The sequence below is a fragment of the Acinetobacter sp. YH12255 genome (assembly GCF_013417355.1).
Taxonomy (GTDB): Bacteria; Pseudomonadota; Gammaproteobacteria; order Pseudomonadales; family Moraxellaceae; genus Acinetobacter; species Acinetobacter pseudolwoffii.
On the sequence record NZ_VPEC01000005.1, the window covers coordinates 88,742 to 106,403 of the forward strand.

Annotated in this window: 17 protein-coding genes; 6 read left to right on the plus strand and 11 right to left on the minus strand. The window is 44.9% G+C overall.

Annotated features, from left to right (window positions below):
- Positions 1-104 precede the first annotated feature (104 nt).
- Positions 105-719: an SPOR domain-containing protein gene (locus tag FTV30_RS03645; protein ID WP_074383835.1), complete on the plus strand. Its 615-nt coding sequence runs from the start codon at positions 105-107 to the stop codon at positions 717-719.
- A 162-nt stretch (positions 720-881) separates the two neighbouring features.
- Here the strand turns inward: FTV30_RS03645 and asd are convergent, their stop codons facing one another.
- The 5 genes from asd to FTV30_RS03670 all read right to left on the minus strand — a co-directional run bounded on the left by asd (position 882) and on the right by FTV30_RS03670 (position 6,321).
- Positions 882-1,733: an archaetidylserine decarboxylase gene (asd, locus tag FTV30_RS03650; protein WP_180001037.1), complete on the minus strand. Its 852-nt coding sequence runs from the start codon at positions 1,731-1,733 to the stop codon at positions 882-884.
- Entirely contained in the window at positions 1,730-2,578 is an 849-nt protein-coding gene (locus tag FTV30_RS03655) for a sulfurtransferase (RefSeq protein ID WP_180001038.1), read from the minus strand. Before FTV30_RS03655 ends, asd begins: the two co-directional genes overlap by 4 nt.
- A 183-nt stretch (positions 2,579-2,761) precedes the next feature.
- On the minus strand, positions 2,762-3,967 hold the full coding sequence (gene pncB, locus FTV30_RS03660) for a nicotinate phosphoribosyltransferase (protein ID WP_074383833.1): 1,206 nt from the start codon (positions 3,965-3,967) through the stop codon (positions 2,762-2,764).
- A 118-nt stretch (positions 3,968-4,085) separates the two neighbouring features.
- Positions 4,086-4,619 (minus strand): ankyrin repeat domain-containing protein, encoded by a 534-nt coding sequence (locus FTV30_RS03665; RefSeq protein ID WP_180001039.1) that lies wholly within the window; start codon positions 4,617-4,619, stop codon positions 4,086-4,088.
- A gap of 187 nt (positions 4,620-4,806) precedes the next feature.
- Complete coding sequence (locus FTV30_RS03670) at positions 4,807-6,321, minus strand: catalase (protein ID WP_100534549.1); 1,515 nt, start codon at positions 6,319-6,321, stop codon at positions 4,807-4,809.
- 228 nt (positions 6,322-6,549) lie between these two features.
- Here FTV30_RS03670 and dtd point away from each other — a divergent pair, with 228 nt between their 5' ends.
- Positions 6,550-6,990 (plus strand): D-aminoacyl-tRNA deacylase, encoded by a 441-nt coding sequence (gene dtd, locus FTV30_RS03675; RefSeq protein ID WP_180001040.1) that lies wholly within the window; start codon positions 6,550-6,552, stop codon positions 6,988-6,990.
- A gap of 304 nt (positions 6,991-7,294) precedes the next feature.
- Here dtd and FTV30_RS03680 read toward each other — a convergent pair whose 3' ends face one another.
- From FTV30_RS03680 to serB, 3 genes are all read right to left on the minus strand, one after another.
- Positions 7,295-7,774, minus strand: coding sequence for an SCP2 sterol-binding domain-containing protein (locus tag FTV30_RS03680; protein WP_180001041.1), 480 nt, complete (start codon positions 7,772-7,774; stop codon positions 7,295-7,297).
- A gap of 140 nt (positions 7,775-7,914) precedes the next feature.
- Positions 7,915-8,250, minus strand: a complete 336-nt coding sequence (gene aciT, locus FTV30_RS03685) for a ciprofloxacin tolerance protein AciT (protein ID WP_074383829.1) — start codon at positions 8,248-8,250, stop codon at positions 7,915-7,917.
- A 415-nt stretch (positions 8,251-8,665) separates the two neighbouring features.
- Positions 8,666-9,886 (minus strand): phosphoserine phosphatase SerB, encoded by a 1,221-nt coding sequence (gene serB / locus FTV30_RS03690; protein ID WP_074383828.1) that lies wholly within the window; start codon positions 9,884-9,886, stop codon positions 8,666-8,668.
- Positions 9,887-9,963: 77 nt separating this feature from the next.
- On the opposite strand from serB, the gene FTV30_RS03695 reads away from it, so the two are divergent.
- Positions 9,964-11,217, plus strand: a complete 1,254-nt coding sequence (locus tag FTV30_RS03695; protein ID WP_005173336.1) for a hypothetical protein — start codon at positions 9,964-9,966, stop codon at positions 11,215-11,217.
- 128 nt (positions 11,218-11,345) lie between these two features.
- Here the strand turns inward: FTV30_RS03695 and FTV30_RS03700 are convergent, their stop codons facing one another.
- The 3 genes from FTV30_RS03700 to mhpT form a co-directional block, all read right to left on the minus strand.
- The gene (locus FTV30_RS03700) at positions 11,346-12,320 is read right to left on the minus strand and encodes a bile acid:sodium symporter family protein (protein ID WP_180001042.1); all 975 of its coding nucleotides are present in this window, start codon (positions 12,318-12,320) and stop codon (positions 11,346-11,348) included.
- A 128-nt stretch (positions 12,321-12,448) separates the two neighbouring features.
- Positions 12,449-13,078, minus strand: coding sequence for a bifunctional nicotinamidase/pyrazinamidase (pncA, locus tag FTV30_RS03705; RefSeq protein ID WP_005173338.1), 630 nt, complete (start codon positions 13,076-13,078; stop codon positions 12,449-12,451).
- A 195-nt stretch (positions 13,079-13,273) separates the two neighbouring features.
- A complete protein-coding gene (mhpT, locus tag FTV30_RS03710) occupies positions 13,274-14,479 on the minus strand; it encodes a 3-(3-hydroxy-phenyl)propionate transporter MhpT (protein WP_005173339.1) in 1,206 nt (401 codons plus the stop codon).
- 724 nt (positions 14,480-15,203) lie between these two features.
- On the opposite strand from mhpT, the gene dapA reads away from it, so the two are divergent.
- The 3 genes from dapA to purC are packed head-to-tail and all read left to right on the plus strand — an operon-like array spanning position 15,204 to position 17,480.
- Positions 15,204-16,103, plus strand: a complete 900-nt coding sequence (dapA, locus tag FTV30_RS03715) for a 4-hydroxy-tetrahydrodipicolinate synthase (protein WP_180001043.1) — start codon at positions 15,204-15,206, stop codon at positions 16,101-16,103.
- Positions 16,104-16,117: 14 nt separating this feature from the next.
- Positions 16,118-16,723, plus strand: coding sequence for a lipoprotein-34 precursor (NlpB) (locus FTV30_RS03720; RefSeq protein ID WP_100329542.1), 606 nt, complete (start codon positions 16,118-16,120; stop codon positions 16,721-16,723).
- A gap of 37 nt (positions 16,724-16,760) precedes the next feature.
- The gene (gene purC, locus FTV30_RS03725; protein WP_005173343.1) at positions 16,761-17,480 is read left to right on the plus strand and encodes a phosphoribosylaminoimidazolesuccinocarboxamide synthase; all 720 of its coding nucleotides are present in this window, start codon (positions 16,761-16,763) and stop codon (positions 17,478-17,480) included.
- Positions 17,481-17,662: the final 182 nt, after the last annotated feature.

Genomic DNA, 17,662 nt, shown 5'->3' on the forward strand with positions numbered 1-17,662 from the left:
AAATAATGACATTTGGATCTTAATCACATAGGATGAAATAATAGTCAGGCATAACCACTGTTATGCCTTTTCTATGAGGCAACCCGATATAGAGGAAATCCCAAGTGTTTGGAAAAACGCAACGCGGTGTATCTGAAAGACCGAATAAGCCTAAAAAGCCACTGATTCCGACCTGGCTCGGCACACTCGTGATCATTTTAATCGTGTTGAGTTTTTTAATGGCACTGATGTTGTGGAAGCCATGGGAACCGGTTAAGCCTAAAACTCAAACGACTGCAGCATCTGTCCAGGAAGAAGACACCAATAAGGATTACCGTTTTTACGATTTGTTGCCACAACAACAAGTAACTCCGATTCCTGAACAGGCGGTACCTGAAGCTAAAAGACAGGATACTGTGGTGATTGTAGAAGCACCTCGACCTGAAGTTCCTGAAGCTGCAGCAAGCACCGAACCTGGCTTGGAAGTCAGCGAAGCACCGGTTACAGCTCCGGTCAGCTATATTCTACAAGTACGCAGCTTTGATGATCCGGATCAGGCCGATGCCCGCCGTGCGGAAATTATTCTGAATGGCCTGTCTGCTGATGTGGTCAGAAGCGTAGAAAATGGCAAAGTCTGGTATCGCGTGGTCTCAGGCCCTTATGACTCGGCTGATGCGGCACTGATTGCCCAGCAGACCTTGCAACACAGTGGCATTGATTCGATTGTGGTGAAGCGCTAAAGATTTAAATAAAAAAAGCGCCTGATGGCGCTTTTTTTGTATCCTTCCCCCTTTGGAAAAGGGTGAAGAGCATTGCTCCGCAAGGGAGGATTTATATCATTCAGGATTAATCCCCCTCGATCCCCCTTTGAAAAAGGGGGAGGATACAAGAGGCTAAAATCTTTAAACCGTATGCCCCAATGCTTCACCCATATTCACCAAAGAATTGGCCTTGAAAGCGGCATCCCACTGCATTTTATTTTCTTCAAATAAAATCACTGCAGTTGAACCGAGGTAGAACCGGCCCAGTTCCGCACCTTTTTCCAGGAACAGATCATGCTGGTTTAACTCGATCCGACCAGAAGGTTTAACCTTGCCAGTAGCCACCGTTTCAATACCAGCGACAATCATTGCACCAACCAAGACCACGGCCATACGGCCAATTTCAGTATCAAACAGGCAGACCATGCGTTCATTGCGGGCAAACAGACCCGGAATGTTTTCTGCTGTGACCTGATTGACCGAGAACAGCTCGCCCGGTACATACAAAGTTTCAGTCAAAGTCCCTGCAAATGGCATATGCACACGGTGATAATCACGTGGTGACAAATATACTGTCGCAAACTCGCCATTTTTGAAGGGTTCAGCCAGTTGCGGGTCAGCAATCAGCGCTTCTACAGTAAATTTTTGACCTTTGGCCTGAAACACATCGCCATTTTCAATTTTACCCAGCTGGGAAATCGCCCCATCCGCAGGTGAAACAATGCTGCTGGCATCTGGATCAACTGCACGAATCCCTTGTTTCAGGGCACGGGTAAAGAATTCATTAAATGATTTGAATTTCAAGGCATTGGCCTGTTCAGCAATCGACATATCAATGCCGTACTGTGCCTTAAAGGCAGTAATTACAGCCGTTTTGATAATCGGGTTTTCGCTGGCAGCAATTTTGCCGACCACACGAGACAGGCGATGTTGCGGTACTAATCGTTGAGCTTTAATAAAAAACTGTTGTTTTAAACGTGATGTGATGCTCAAGATGGCACCTCCCCTGTAGCGATTGGACTATTGAGGCGATTGCCCCATTCACTCCACGCACCATCATAGGCTCGAATTTTCCAGCCCAGTAAACGGCCCAGAATATAGGCCAAACCTGAGCGATGATGGGACTGGCAGTACACCACAACCGGCTGAGTCAAATCAAAGCCCAGTTGTTCCAGACGCTGCTGAGTACGTGGTAAAGGCTGCAATTTTAAATGATTTTGCCGGTTAAGTGCAGTACTCCATTCAAAATGACGTGCTCCCGGAATATGACCGCCGCGGCGCGCTGCCAGACGCAGGCCAGTATATTCATCTTCAGTGCGGCAATCCCACAGTTGAACTTGTTCATTTTCAATGAGCTGGTGTAATTCATCATAGTCAATCTGAAACTCTGATTTTTGCTCGAGATTGACAGGAACTAAATGACTCACCGGGCTAAATATTTCCTGATCGGACGAGGTTGGCAAACCTGCACCTAGCCAGGCATGAATCCCGCCATTCAATAGACTGGTATTTTCAAAACCCAGACAATGCAGATTCCAGAGTAAACGCCCGGCCCACGCCCCGCCCTCATCATCATAGGCCACCACATGATGCTCAGGCGAAATATTCAGATAAGCAATGAGGGCCTGCAAGCCTTCTACATCCGGCAATAGCCCCATCGTATGCTCTTCCTGACGAACCAGCAGCTTGGGTTGTAAATGCAGGGCATGTGGAATATGCAACTGCTCATACACAGAAGCCCGGCTGAGGTCGACAATACGAAGTTTTTCATGGCCCAAATAGGGAACTAAATCTTCTGCCTCGATCAGCAGACCAAAATTAAAAGCTGAAGCTGTCATCGTTATCATGGCTATGATGGGTCAAATTGTTTTGATCTTAGCACAGCTCATTTTTACACTTATGCGGTTTCCTTTAAGATGATTAGCAGGATTTTAGATAAGTCATGCTAAAAAGCCATCTTGTATAAAAAAACCGCCCCTGTAGCGAAGCGGTTTTTAAAATTACTCATGTCTAAAATGTGCTTAAGCAGGTTCAGTGATCTCGAAAACCTGACGCAAATAAGCCAGGAAAGTATCATTATCAGTCATGGTTTTGCCTGGACTGTCCGAAATTTTTGCCACCGACTGACGGTTACATTCCACCAGTTTCAATACGATATTTAAGGGGGTTTGGCCCATGTCGTTGGTCAGGTTGGTGCCAATCCCGAAACTGACCTGAAAACGGTCTTTAAAGTATTGATGCAGTTTCCAGGCTTTTTCCAGATTCAGACCATCACTGAAAGTCAGCATTTTGGTTTTGCTGTCAATTTTCAGTTTTTTATAATGTGCATAGGCCTTGTCACCCCAAACATAGGGATCACCACTGTCATGACGCAGGCCGTCAAACAGTTTGGCAAAATACAGGTCAAAATCACGCAGGAAAGCATCCATACCGACCACATCAGTCAGGGCAATACCTAAATCACCACGATATTCCTGTACCCAGGTTTCCAGCGCAGATTTCTGGAAATTACGCAGACGCACGTCAAGCGCCTGAAATGCTTGCAGGAATTCATGCGCCATGGTGCCAATCGGGGTAATTCCCAATTCTTTCGCCAATAACACATTACTGGTACCACGGAAGACATGTGGTGCAGCCTTGTTGAATTCTTCTACCACATGCTTTTGCCATTCGAAACTATAACGGCGACGTGTCCCAAAATCCGACACTAAAAATGGCGGATCATGTGGATGTTGCGATGCATCGTATTCTTTTAATAATTGTATTTTCGCCTGTAAACGGCGCTCACCTTCAGCCAGCACTTCAGGACTACGGATCCGGCTAAAATACAGTTCATTGACAATTGCCAGTACGAAGATTTCAAACATCATCGCCTGAACCATCGGGCCTTCAACTTTAATGTCTAAACGACCTTCGCTATCGATACTGGCCTGAATAAAACGGCGTTTCAGTTGAAACAGTTCCAGATAATCGACGAAATCGCTCTTGATAAAACGCAGACTTCTTAAATATTGCAACTCGTCTTCTTTAAAGTTGAGCTGACACAACAGATCAAGTTGATGATTGAGATCATCCAGAATATCCGTCAGTGGATAGACTGTATCTTCCAGATTACGACAACGAAAATGGTAGACACTATGCGTTTGCGGAAACTTGTGTAATACCACTTGTAACATGGTGAATTTGTACAAGTCAGTATCTAACAGGGAACGGATAATTGGAGCCATAACTAAGGAAATATCGCTGTGCTTATCTCAACATTAAAGCATAAAATTTTATGCAATATTGCAGGATTTACGTACAGCTAGCTGAATTCGCGACAAAAGTATCAGAGTATAAGGGGTTTTATTTCGGCAACTGGCCTGGGGTTTTCCCCTGTTCTTGAATAATTTTCTGCAGCTGTTTTTCCTGACCAATCACCTTGGCAAATTCGGCTGTGGTCTTTTGCCCGGTCTGCTTGGCTTGGGCATCACAGTCGACCTGACGCAGCTGTTTGGCAATCGCAAGTTCCATTTTAAACAGTGCCCCCATCAATGCGGTATTGCCTTTATTGTCGCGGGCGCAGCGATCAGCACCATGATTGAGCAAGGTCGTCACAATAGTTTGATGACCATAATAGGTCGCCATCATCAGTGGGGTAAAACCGGCACTATTGCGTACATCAACCGGAAAACCATACTTTAGAAATTCATGAATCACTTCGTGATTGCCGGTTTTGGCTGCGGCAAAAAACAATGCAACTAATTCCTGTTGTGAGCTCATCTGAACATTTTCCACAGTTTTAGCGGGGGAGGAGATCTCCTTGGCGGTGGCCACGTTTGCGAACATGGAACCTATCGCGAGAATACTGGCTAAAACTGCATGCTGCATAGCTTTCATGATGAACTCCAACAGAAATCAAATAGAGACATGAATCGAAAATGATTCTATTCAGATTAGATAAGATGAGTAAAACGGAGTGCCTGTAGAACTCCCCCTAGGGTGCAGGAAAGGTTTGGAGTTCTACAGGACTTTGCGGAGGTGAATTCTTAAACCCTAGTCACCAATCCTGATCGACCAATCGAAATCAGTCTTTGAGTTGTGCTGCTTTGGCTTTGACCGTTGCGATGTTGCCCTTCACCGCTTTGGTCATACGTGTACCGTAGTCGGCATCTGCCTTGTAGAAATAAGACAACATGATGTGCTTGGTTTCTGAATCTTTTACTGCACCTAAATCCGCAGCCAGGTTCATAATCAGGTCATCTTTCTCTTTGGCAGTATACGAGCGGTACAGCTCACCTGCCTGCTTGAAGTTCTGCTCTTTCACACCGATTTGCTGTACATGACCCGATAATGGTGTTTGTACCGCACGTGCTTTTGCAGTTGCAGCTTTTGGCTCTTTGCGGCTTGGCTCATAGTTCACATCCGAGTCACGCTCAGACACGTTCATATAACCTTCCTGGTTGTTGTTATTTACAGCAACCACTGGACGGTTCACCGGAATTTGCTGGTGATTCACACCCAGACGGTACATTTGCGTATCTGAGTAAGAGAAGATACGGCCTTGTAGCAGACGGTCTTCCGATGGCTCAATACCCGGAACTAGATTACCTGGTGCAAATGCCGACTGTTCAGTCTCATTGAAGAAGTTCTTTGGCATGCGGTTCAGGGTCAATGTCCCCACTTTCACTTCTGGAACTAAGTCAGTTGGCCAGATCTTGGTGGGATCAAGTGGATCAAAATCAAACTTGCCGAGATCTTTTGGATCCAGTACCTGGATATGCAGATCCCATTTCGGGAAGTTGCCGGCATAAATGTTGTTATAAAGATCATTGGTCAAGTGATTGAAGTCTTTGCCCTGTTGCACGGCAGCTTCTTTCACATTCAAACCCTTCACGCCTTGTTGCGAGCGGAAGTTGAATTTCACATATTTGTATTCGCCCTTGTCGTTATATAGCTTGTAAGCATGTACACCGAAACCGTCCTGTTCGCGGTAGCTGGTGGGCACACCTTGTTTGCCGTACACATAAGTCAGCATGTTGGTAGCCCATGGCTGGCTCGACAGGAAGTCAAATACACGGTTGGCATCTTGTACGTTTGTCACCGGGCTTGGCTTCATTGCATGAATGAAGTCCGGGAATTTGATCGCATCACGGATGAAGAATACCGGTGTCTGGTTACCGACCAGATCCCAATTCCCTTCTTGAGTATAGAACTTGATCGCGAAACCGTGCGGGTCACGCAGGGTTTCCGGTGAACCTTTACCATGAATTACCGTAGACATACGTACAAAAACTGGAGTTTTAGTACCGGTCTTGAATAGAGAAGCAATTGTTAAGTCAGACAGGTCTTTAGTTGCAACGAATTCACCATAAGCCCCTGTACCACGCGCATGTACCACACGCTCCGGAATACGCTCACGACCAAAACGTTGTAGTTTTTGTACCAATTGAACGTCTTGAAGCAAGACTGAACCATTTGGGCCTGCTGTGATTGAGTTCTGGTTATCACCGACTGGCGCACCATTGTCTTTAGTTAGAGGAGCAGCTTGTGTGGCTGTGACAGTTGCAAGCATTGCAACCAGTAATGAACGCTTAAACATTTCTAAATCTCTCAATTTATTACCTTTCCTGCAGGTGCTAAGATATATAAAAACTAAAAATTGTTAAAACAGATTATTTTTATCACTTCAATCGTTTTAATGAATTTATAAAAATTAATCAATTGATTTTCAAATATTTAAAACTCATAAAAATTAGCATCTGATACTGCTTCAGGTTTTATTCTTGCTACAATCACGCCCATCTATCGTTATCAGTCAATATGTAAAATGCGTGCCTTATTACAAAGAGTTTTAGAAGCTAAAGTCGTGGTCGAGGGTGAAACCACTGGCGAAATAAATAAAGGAATTCTGGTTTTTCTGGGTCTGGGCAAGGACGACAATCTGGAAAAAGGTAAAAAGCTGATTGATAAGATATTGAAATACCGATTCTTTGATGATGAACAAGGCAAAATGGGCTGGAATGTCGGTCAGGCCGGAGGCAGTTTACTGCTGGTTTCGCAATTTACCCTAATGGCGCAAACCCAAAAAGGTTTACGTCCAGATTTTGGCCCTGCCATGCCACCTGCTGCTGCAAAAGAGCTGTATGAGCAACTGGTTGACTATGCAAAGTCACAATTTAAACATGTACAAACTGGTATTTTTGCAGCGGATATGAAAGTACATTTGATCAATGATGGGCCGGTGACGTTTAATTTAGAAGTTGAATAGCGACATTATTTTCCACATTAAAAAGCCCTCAGATTCAGTAATCGAGATCAGGCAGGAAACTGTCTGGTTTTTTATTATTGTTATTCATAATGATATGGGGTAGCTGGAAACCTCATCCCCAACGGTCTGGGGCATCAGGTGTATTGTACCGCAAGATTAGAAAATAATTGTTTCTGCAAAAGATTTAAAAAATTAAGGAGCTTAGATCTAAACTCCCTAACTGACTGGCATTACCCAGATTGAAACTGGCTGAATCCTGCCCTCAGCCCTCCTTGAAAAAGGAGAGGAAGTCAGGAGCAGAGTTTTATTTACCCGTTTTTTCTTTAATAAACGCCCGGGCAAATTTAATTTTTTCTTTGACCGGTTTGGGCAATTTGGGTGGAATCATCTTCGCCACCTGGTTAAACCAGACCAGCAGGCCAAAGTCACCTTCCATTTTGATGGTGCCATTTTGCATACCGGTCATGAATGCTGTCGGGTCACCTTTGACCAAGGTCTTTACACCCTGTTCACTATCAGCAAACTGCAATACAAAATCTGCTTTCTCTGCATCACCTGAAACCGTCTCAATCTGGCCATTATTGACAATGATCTGACGTGCCATACCTTCATCTGTGCCAATCTGGATCCGGAATTGACGCTCATGTACCAGTTCAATAAATTTTGGGCTGGTACGTGCCAATTGCTTCATACGTAAAGCCAGACCCGCGACCAACAAGTCCAGTGGATCGGTACTCATATCAATAAGAGGAAGTTTTAACACAGGAATGGACGACAGTTTCATGGAGGATGCCTATTCTAATTGTACGAAAATTGACAAATATCCTAGCATAATTCTTGGCTAGGTTGATTAAGCAGTTTGTATCATATTTCTAAGCTAAAAAATGCACCCGTGGGTGCATTTTTTCTTTGCGATTTGTAGACTTAACGGCTCGAAAGCTGCTGCTGGTCATCTTCATAGACTGGCGTATGTTCGATACAACGGCGTTTTGCCAAGGCACGCTCTGCACGACGGTCTTCACGCAATAATAAGAAAGTGACCACCATCATGACTGCTGTCAATGCACTCAGATAACTATAGGTCATTGGCAGATCAAACCAGGCTTGTGTGCCTACACGAATCATCTCAATCAAGCCCCAGACCAACATCCCGGCTGCCATAAAACTCAACCAGCGACGATAAGGCGAGAAGAACACAGCAACTACAGCTGCAGCGACTAAACTGAAGCCCACGATCGTTGCTAAATTCGCTGTTACCATATAAACCCCTCCATCCAAATAGATAGTTTGCCTGTTTGATATTGCAACGGTTCTATCTATTGAATTTCGTTCAATCAATAAAATGGAATCTGTTGATTTGTATCTCTATGCCTGCATTATGCTGAGTTTTTTGCATAAAAAAAGTCCTGTGATCTGGTCTCACGACATACTTTGTCGCGATACTATATTGTCATTACATTTTTTGCTTTTGGCATTTTTGTGGATCAATGACTGTGTCAATGTTGGCGTGTCATTACAAAATTATCAGGGCTGTTATTGACTGAAAAAATTATTTTTCCGTTTAAGATGATCGATGTTTTTATAGTCAATCTTCTCTGCTGGCTTGGTCACCTTAGTACAAAGGCAATCAAAAAACGCGACCCTGAGGTCGCGTTTATTCTATCAAAAAGAGTGTTTATGCCTGATTCAGGTCTTTATCGTGTACCCCGAGCAGATACAGTACCCCGTCCAGTCCCACACTGGAAATCGCCTGAGTGGCATTTTGACGCACCAGTGGCTTGGCACGGAAAGCCACACCGAGTCCTGCAATCGATAACATTGGCAAGTCATTGGCACCATCACCGACTGCAATGGTCTGTTCCAGGGAAATTCCCATCTCTTTGGCAATTTCGCCAAGCAATAAAGCTTTACGCGCGCCATCAACAATATGACCTTTGACTTCACCCGTGACTACACCATCCTGAACATCAAGCGCATTGGCATGTACTTCATCAATATCCAGTTTGCCTTGCAGATATTCGGCAAAGTACTGAAAACCACCCGACAGAATTGCAGTACGGTAACCCAATGCTTTTAAAGTCGAAATCAGGCGTTCAGCACCCTCGGTAATGGTCAGGCGCTCGGCAATTTTCGGCAGTACCGATGCATCCATGCCTTTCAATAAAGCCACACGGGCACGGAAACTGGCCTGAAAATCAAGTTCACCTTGCATGGCGCGTTCAGTAATTTCAGCAACCTGCGCACCGACCCCTGCTTCAATCGCCAGTTCATCAATCACTTCCTGTTCGATCAGGGTCGAGTCCATATCAAAGCAGACCAGACGGCGGTTACGGCGATAGGCATTGTCTTCCTGAACCGCAACATCGACATTCAGTTCACTGGATAAACGCAAACAGGCAGCACGCATGGCTGCGGCATCCAGCATTTGTCCTTTTAAACCAAATTCGATACAGGCACGTTTCGGACCGGTACTGCTGCCATCCAGGGCCGGACGGCCAGACAGACGGGTTACGGTTTCAATATTAAAACCCTGAGCCGAGACAATCTGGGTCACGGCCTGCAAATGAGAGGCATTTAATTCAGGGGCCAATGCCGTTACGATATAACGTGTGCGCCCACCCTCTTTGACCCACTGATCATATTCAGTCGCAGAGATCGGTTTAAAGCGCACAGTTAACCCGATATCATGTGCTAGAATCAGGATTTCCTTCATGGCTAATGCTGTCGCCGTCTGGTCATCAGACGCTACAACAATACCTAAGGTTAACTGATTATGAATAACCGCTTGCCCCACATCTAAAATCTGTAGGGAATGGGCGGACAAAACCTGCATTAATCGTGTAAATTGATTAGGCTGGTCAGGTCCTAAAAATGATATAAGAATGATTTCTCGCATGAATTGACTCGGGTCTGAGCTACAACTATTGTTAGAATCATAATCGAAATTGAACAGAATTGCCTTGGAAGTTTACGTTGAATGCGCCTAGACAAGGGCTATTTGCTAGCCTATTGATTGTAAGTTTTGCTCTGCATACCTTTTTACTGGTATTGGCAACCACTCACCAACTGAATGAAAACCGCACCAGTCAGGGGCAGCTGATCACCAGTCAACTGGTGACAGACAGCCTGTCCGAGCTGGAACCGGCCAATCGTGTTTCCCTGGCTTTGCTGGCAAATCGTTATGCGACCAACCCGAGTGTGGCTTCGATTCGAATTCTGGATGCGAAAGGTCAGGTTTTAGCCACCGGTGGACTGACCAAAACTCGTGATGGTGAAGTTTTTGTCCGTGATGCACTGCAAAACGAGAAAAAAGTTGGTCTGATTGAAATCACCCTGATTGAGCCAAGTATGGGTGAAATTCTGCGGACGCAATGGTTGGCGATTCTGTTCTCTTTCATTATTCATGCTTTGATTTGGGTGGCATACCGCGCGATCGCGCGTCCTAGCCGAACCGAATATCTGGCACGCATTAACAACGAATCCCGTTTGAAATTCGAGATTCAGACCCTGACCCAAGCTCTGGAACAGGAAAAGCACAATGCTGCACTGGCCATTGCCCAAGCCCAGCAGGCAGTAAAAAATAAAGCCAAAGAAAAAGAACATAAGCCAGCTGTACTAGAAAGCGATAGCCTGAGCTTGAATATCCAGTTCTATGATCCAAAACAGTTACTCGATAGCGTGAATAAAACCGTATCGGTGCCTTATTTCAACCTGTGTCAGATTTTCCTGAATAAAGCCACTGAACTCTGTGTGCAGCGCTACAAACTGAATGGCAGTGATATTAGTACTGTGCATAAATTTGATGAAAAAGGTGCCACTATCAGCATTGCGGCAGACAAGCCAAATGCCTTGGCCTGCCTGACCATGATCAGTGCGGTATTCCAGTTACTCTCGGAAGTACTGTATAAACGCTATCGTGAAGAAAAACGTTTTGTACTACAAACCCGTAGTGCAATTGCGTCTAAAGTCGAGGAGATGCAGCTCAGCTCGGTGCAGGCCTCTGAGCGTCTTAGCCAGCACTTGGTCGCAAAAGAAAGTGCCTTACATGTCCCGAATAGCTTGCTGAAAGATGTGAGCGAACATTTCCAGCTGGTGAGCATGCCGAATCCAACCAATGTCCTGACCCGTCATGCCTTTGTAGTGAATGGCATGGATGCAGAAACGGCTGAACTGGCACAGACTTTTAGAACCGAGATTTTAAAATCCAAACAGTCCAAAGCCTCATAAAGGTTGTACAGTACAAAGCCCGACTTTAAATCGGGCTTTTTTATGCGCAGAATTTTCAAGCTGTTACTGGTCAAGTTTTATTATTCAGCGCCTTGCAGCAATTAAAATCACTGCCGCATTTTAAAACTCTAGCTGTCTGTATCCAGATTTTGCTTTGGCTCTAATGTCGTTGCCCTGCTTTTGGCTGCCCAATAGGTGGCCAGAGCTGGCCCTGAAATATTGTGCCATAAGCTAAAGATCGCACTGGGCAAAGCCGTAAGTGGAGAAGCTGCAAAATGGGTCGCAGCCAAAGCCACACCCAGACCCGAATTCTGCATTCCCACCTCAATCGATACCGCACGACAGTCTATTTCCGCCAGCTTAAAGATACGACTGGCCCAATAACCCAGCAAATAACCGAGACCATTATGCAAGGCCACAACTCCCAAGATCAATAATCCGGATTGCAGAATCTGAGCTTTGCTGCCGGCAATAATCGCTGCCACAATCGCGACAATGGCAATCACAGAAATCAGCGGCATCACCTGAATATAGGCATTTACTTTTTGCTTGAGCAGGCCCCGTACAATCAAGCCCAGAAGAATTGGAAATAGCACCACTTGTAGAATCGACACCAGCATGGATAAGGCATTGATCTCGATCCATTGGCTGGCCAAGAGATAAAAAATCGCAGGGGTCAGAATCGGAGCCAATAAGGTTGAGACGGAAGTACAGGCCACAGACAGAGCAGTATTGCCTTTGGCCATATAGGTAATGACATTGGAGGCAGTGCCACCCGGACAGCAACCGACCAGTATCACCCCGATCGCAATTTCCGGCGGCAACTGGAACAATTGACACAAGAGAAAAGCCAGACCCGGCATCACTACAAACTGGGCCACGACCCCAATCCCGACAGCTTTCGGACTTTGTAGCACACTTTTAAAATCGCCTACGGTCATGGTCATGCCCATACCAAACATGATGATGCCCAGCATCCATGGAATATAAGCGCGTAACCAGACAAAGCCCTCGGGCAGCATTAAGGCAATGCCGGAAAACAGCAGCACCCATAAAGCAAAGGTTTTTTGGACAAATTGGCTAAACTGGAGCAAGGCTGACATGGGGTTCATCCAGGGGTACAAAGGGAGAATAATAACAAGATAAAACAGGCATCTCTCAATACCAGAAATCTGAAGATTTAAATGCGCCGAAGATCAAATAAATATCCGAAGCGCATCATGATAAAATTTTAAACCGGCTGAACGATATCTTTGGTATAGATGCGTTTTACCCCATGCGCCAGCATATCTTGCCAGGCATGTTGCAAGGAACCATTCAGATCAATGCCCTTGCTGGCATCGGCAATGACATAGGTCTTAAAGCCCAGTTTGCAGGCATCGATGGCGGTCCAAGCCACACAGAAATCGGTAGCAATCCCAACCACAAATACCGTATCAATACCACGTTCACGCAGATAGCCGGCCAAACCGGTTGTGGTTTTCTGATCTGCTTCCATAAAGGCGGAATAACTGTCAATCCGGGAATCAAAACCCTTGCGGATAATCAGTTGCGCTTGCGGTAAATTTAAATCCGGATGCAACTCGGCATCTACTGTCCCCTGCACACAATGCTTTGGCCATAAAACCTGAGTGCCATAATCCAGCTGAATGCTGTCATAAGCCGCTTTAGCGGGGTGATTGTCTGCAAAAGAAATATGGTTTTCTGGATGCCAGTCCTGCGTCAGGATAATATTTTGAAAATACTGCCCCAATAAATTGATATTGGGGATAATCTGGTCAGCATTGGCCACTGCCAGATTACCCCCTGGGGTAAATCCTCTTTGTACATCTACGACCAGCAATGCGATATTATTTTGCATCTGTTTTCATCCATTGAAATCTCGATTTATGTCCAAGCATAGCGCAAATTGTTATCGGATTTTTAGAGCGGCTGCTAAAAACCCTGTGACTGCATATTCTGATTCTGCCTGTTTTTAACCGCACTGCGGATCTGATTCCTTGAATTTTAAACACAAAAAAGCCTGCAAAAGCAGGCTTTTTCAAATCTTGGCCTATTACACTTTGGTACGGTTCACCAGGAATAGCATACACAGTGCAGAGATGATGATACATGGGATTGCGGCTGTAATTACCCCTGCGGCACCAAAACCTGCCACCAGGAGCTGACCTGCGATGACTGGGCCTAGCATGGCACCAATACGACCGACTGCAGAAGCTACACCGACACCGGTACCGCGCACTTCTGTTGGATACACGATACTACCGAAGGCATAAAGTACACCCTGACAGCCAATTACGAAGGCACCTGCCAATGCTGCTGCCATATACATCTGGTTCAGTGAGCTTGCACCATTTAGTGCCAATAGACCTGCAAGAATACCGCCGTACATCAACAGGATCACATACGCTTTTTTCCAGCGATCGGTCAGCATACCCAGGATAATTGTACCAATCGTCGCCGTGACCATGAAGTAGAACTGTGCGGTTGAACCATCCTTACGGCTAAAGCCAAGTTCCATAAACAATGAGGGTAACCAGCTCAACATGATGTAAACCACCATCAGCGTAAAGAAGTAGCTGATCCAGATGCACATGGTACGTAACAGGTTGTCCGAATTAAACAGGTCCTTAAATGAACCTTGTGGTGCAACGGCAAGTTCTGCTGCAGTTTTGTTCTGTGTTTTCAGATATTCCTTCGATTCAGGCAAAAATAGCATCATCAATGGAATTGCAAAAATCGGTAACAAGCCGCCCAAATAGAAAACATTTTTCCAGTTGGCACCAAATTCAGTCGCAGCAATTAAAGATAAAATCGCAGCACCCACAGGCATACCGCAATACATCAAGCCGACTGCACGACCACGATTTTGCGGCGATACCGCTTCAGAAGCGAGTGTGATGAGAATCGGCATCGCACCGCCCAGACCTGCTCCGGCCAGAAAACGTACTGCCAGCAGACTGTTAAAGCTATTGACCCAAACTGTACATAAAGTGAATATGGCAAATGTTGCTGTCGACCAGATCAACACTTTCTTACGGCCGATACGGTCTGCAAATCGACCGCCGATCAGTGCACCGGGTAATAAACCCAGAATCCCTGCACTAAAAAACACACCCAACTGGGAACTATCGAGACCGAAGTGTTCACGCACACCGGCTGCAGCAATACCAGCAGCCTGAATATCCAAGCCTTCAATCACCGCTATCAGAAAACAGATGGCGACCGTGACGATAGCATGCTTATTGTCTGATTTTTCCATTGGATTATCCTTGTTCAATCAGCGTTACAAAAGAAAGACCATCATCTATGAGCCTGAGCGCAGAAATAACTATCAATAAGTTGAACGTTTTACTTGGATATCCCCACAGCAGCTGAAGCAGCTCCATGCAATAGACCTTGAGATAAAGTCGCAAAAGCAATTAATCAAAAAGTTTTAAAATTCACAATTTATGCTTTAAGACTTATACATCAAGTTAAAAAACCAACCGATTAGAAAAATATTATGCAATTCATTGATATTAAAAAAAGATTAATAGATTCAATTTTTCAACCTGTTTACATCAGCTTAGCCTCCAGACAAAGATGTTTTACATATAGATTCATCCAATAAAAATATTAATTCAGCAGCTAAAAACAACGAAATTCACGACTTGGCCGAGATTTTTACTCAAATCGAGCTAATTTTGCAGACAAAATTCAACAATATCTCGCTGAGCCGGGACTTAAGTCGCAGTTTGACCGCGGTATTTCGCCGGATAAATCATCTAATTTATTACTTGATTGTTTTCAAAAGGCTTTGTATAAAGAATTGAGTGGCTTTGACTAAAGCATATTGTTCTTATGCGTTTGATCAGTCATAATTTGCATAAGCAATCTTCAATTCAGCGCAAGTCCATTGAATTTGCTATAAATCAAAATACAAATCCATCCCAATTTATGTTTTCTCATTCCTTTCGGATGGACAAATAGGATAGTTTTTTAAAATGACTCAGCAAGCACAGACCATTCAAGGTTCCATAGTCGCAATCGTCACCCCTATGTTTGAAGATGGCAACGTAGATTGGAAGGGTCTCGAGAAGCTGGTTGAATGGCATATTGCAGAGGGCACCAACAGTATTGTTGCCGTTGGAACGACAGGCGAAGCCTCGACCCTGAGCATGAGTGAACACACCCAGGTGATCAAAGAAATCATTCGTGTGGCCAACAAACGTATTCCTATTATTGCCGGCACAGGCGCAAACTCGACCCGTGAAGCCATCCAACTTACCCGTGAAGCCAAAGAACTCGGCGCCGATGCTGCTCTTCTGGTGACGCCTTATTATAACAAACCGACCCAGGAAGGCTTGTACCAGCATTATAAAGCTGTGGCTGAAGCGGTCGATCTTCCGCAGATTCTGTATAATGTCCCTGGCCGTACCGGTGTCGACATGCTGAATGAAACCGTGATTCGTCTGGCCGATATTCCACAAATCGTCGGGATTAAAGATGCGACGGGTGATGTACCGCGTGGTGCTGAACTCTTGCAAGGTCTGAAAGACAAAGACATGGTGGTCTACTCAGGTGATGATGCAACGGCATATCAGCTGATGGGTCATGGCGCCAAAGGCAATATCTCGGTCACAGCGAATGTGGCTCCGAAAGCCATGAGTGAAGTGTGTGCCGCTGCCATTACAGGTAATGCTACAGACGCTGAACAGTTAAATGCTCAGGTTGCAAATTTACACAATATTTTATTTTGCGAATCAAACCCAATTCCTGTGAAATGGGCACTCCATGACATGGGCTTAATTGGTACTGGTATTCGCCTTCCATTAACACCACTTGCAGAACAATATCGCGCTCCGCTTCATGAAGCACTGGTCGAAGCGGGCGTTATTAAATAAAAGAGCACAAGATTATGCAATTACGTTTAGGACTTAGCCTTACACTTTCAGTATTCAGTTTGGCAGGTTGTAGTTCAATGGCCTTTAATAACGGCACTTTAGACTATAAAGAAACTACAACTCTGGACGCTTTACAATATCCTGAAGGCGCCATGGTACGTCCTGCAACGCCATTGTATCCTGCTCCAACAGTCGATCCACTTGCAATTGAAAATGCACCGAAGCTTGAAAACCAGCGTGGCAACCGTTTTGCCTTGCCACGCCCTCAGGCCCAGACTGAAAACACCGCTCAAGCTGAGCTGACTGAAAGCAATGCTGTTGGTAAACCACAGTTGGTCACAGACGGAAATCTTAATCCGCTGCTTAAAATTGACGGAAATTCTGCTACAATTTGGCAATATACGCTTGCCACCCTCAGCAGCCTGAATCATAGCATCGTTGCGCAGAATAAAAACCGTTACGAAGTCACGATTCGGGTCGACCAGCAAACCTATGTATTAAGATTATCTTCTGTCGGTTCAAGTAATAACCTCGCTGTGTTCAATGCCGATAACAGTTTTGCCGACCGTGAAAAAGCCGCAGAACTGCTCAACCAGATTTACCAAAATTGGCCAGCCTAGACATTTCTAGGCATTTTTTTTTGTAAAAGGTTCCCTCATGTTAAAACAAACCTTGCTCTATACTGGTAAAGCGAAATCTGTCTACACCACAGACAGTTCAGACCATCTGATTTTAGTCTTTCGAGATGATGCCTCTGCATTCAATGGCGAAAAAATCGAGCAACTAGATCGTAAAGGCAAGGTGAACAACCGTTTTAACGCCTTCATCATGGAAAAGCTGGCAGAAGCGGGTATTGAAACTCACTTTGAAAAGCTGCTGACTCCAAATGAAGTGCTGGTGAAAAAACTGGATATGATCCCGGTTGAATGTGTGATTCGTAACTATGCAGCAGGTTCTTTATGCCGCCGTTTAGGTGTTGAAGAAGGTAAAGAACTGACTCCATCTACATTCGAATTGTTCTTTAAAGACGATGCGCTTGGCGATCCAATGGTCAATGAATCGCAAGCGATTGCTTTAGGTTGGGCGACTGCTGAGCAACTGGAAAAAATGAAAGAATTGACTTACCAAGTCAATGACGTGCTAAAAGCATTGTTTGATGCCGGCAACATGATTCTGGTCGACTTCAAACTTGAATTCGGTGTATTCCATGACCGTATCGTTTTGGGTGATGAATTCTCTCCAGACGGTTGCCGTCTATGGGACAAAGACACCAAGAAAAAACTCGACAAAGACCGTTTCCGTCAAGGTTTAGGCGGTGTGGTTGAAGCCTATGAAGAAGTTGCGGGCCGTTTAGGTATTAACCTCGACAACATCTAATGGCATAGTCCATTGCTTCAAAAAAACCGAGCTCAACAGCTCGGTTTTTTTATCCCTGATTTTTTTGGCTGGGCCAGATTGACCTTTTAAGCTTTAATCGAAAAAACAAATATTACAGATAAAAATGATCGCTTTTACATTGGAAAATCTATGGTCTAATATCATCACATACTAGGCAAATC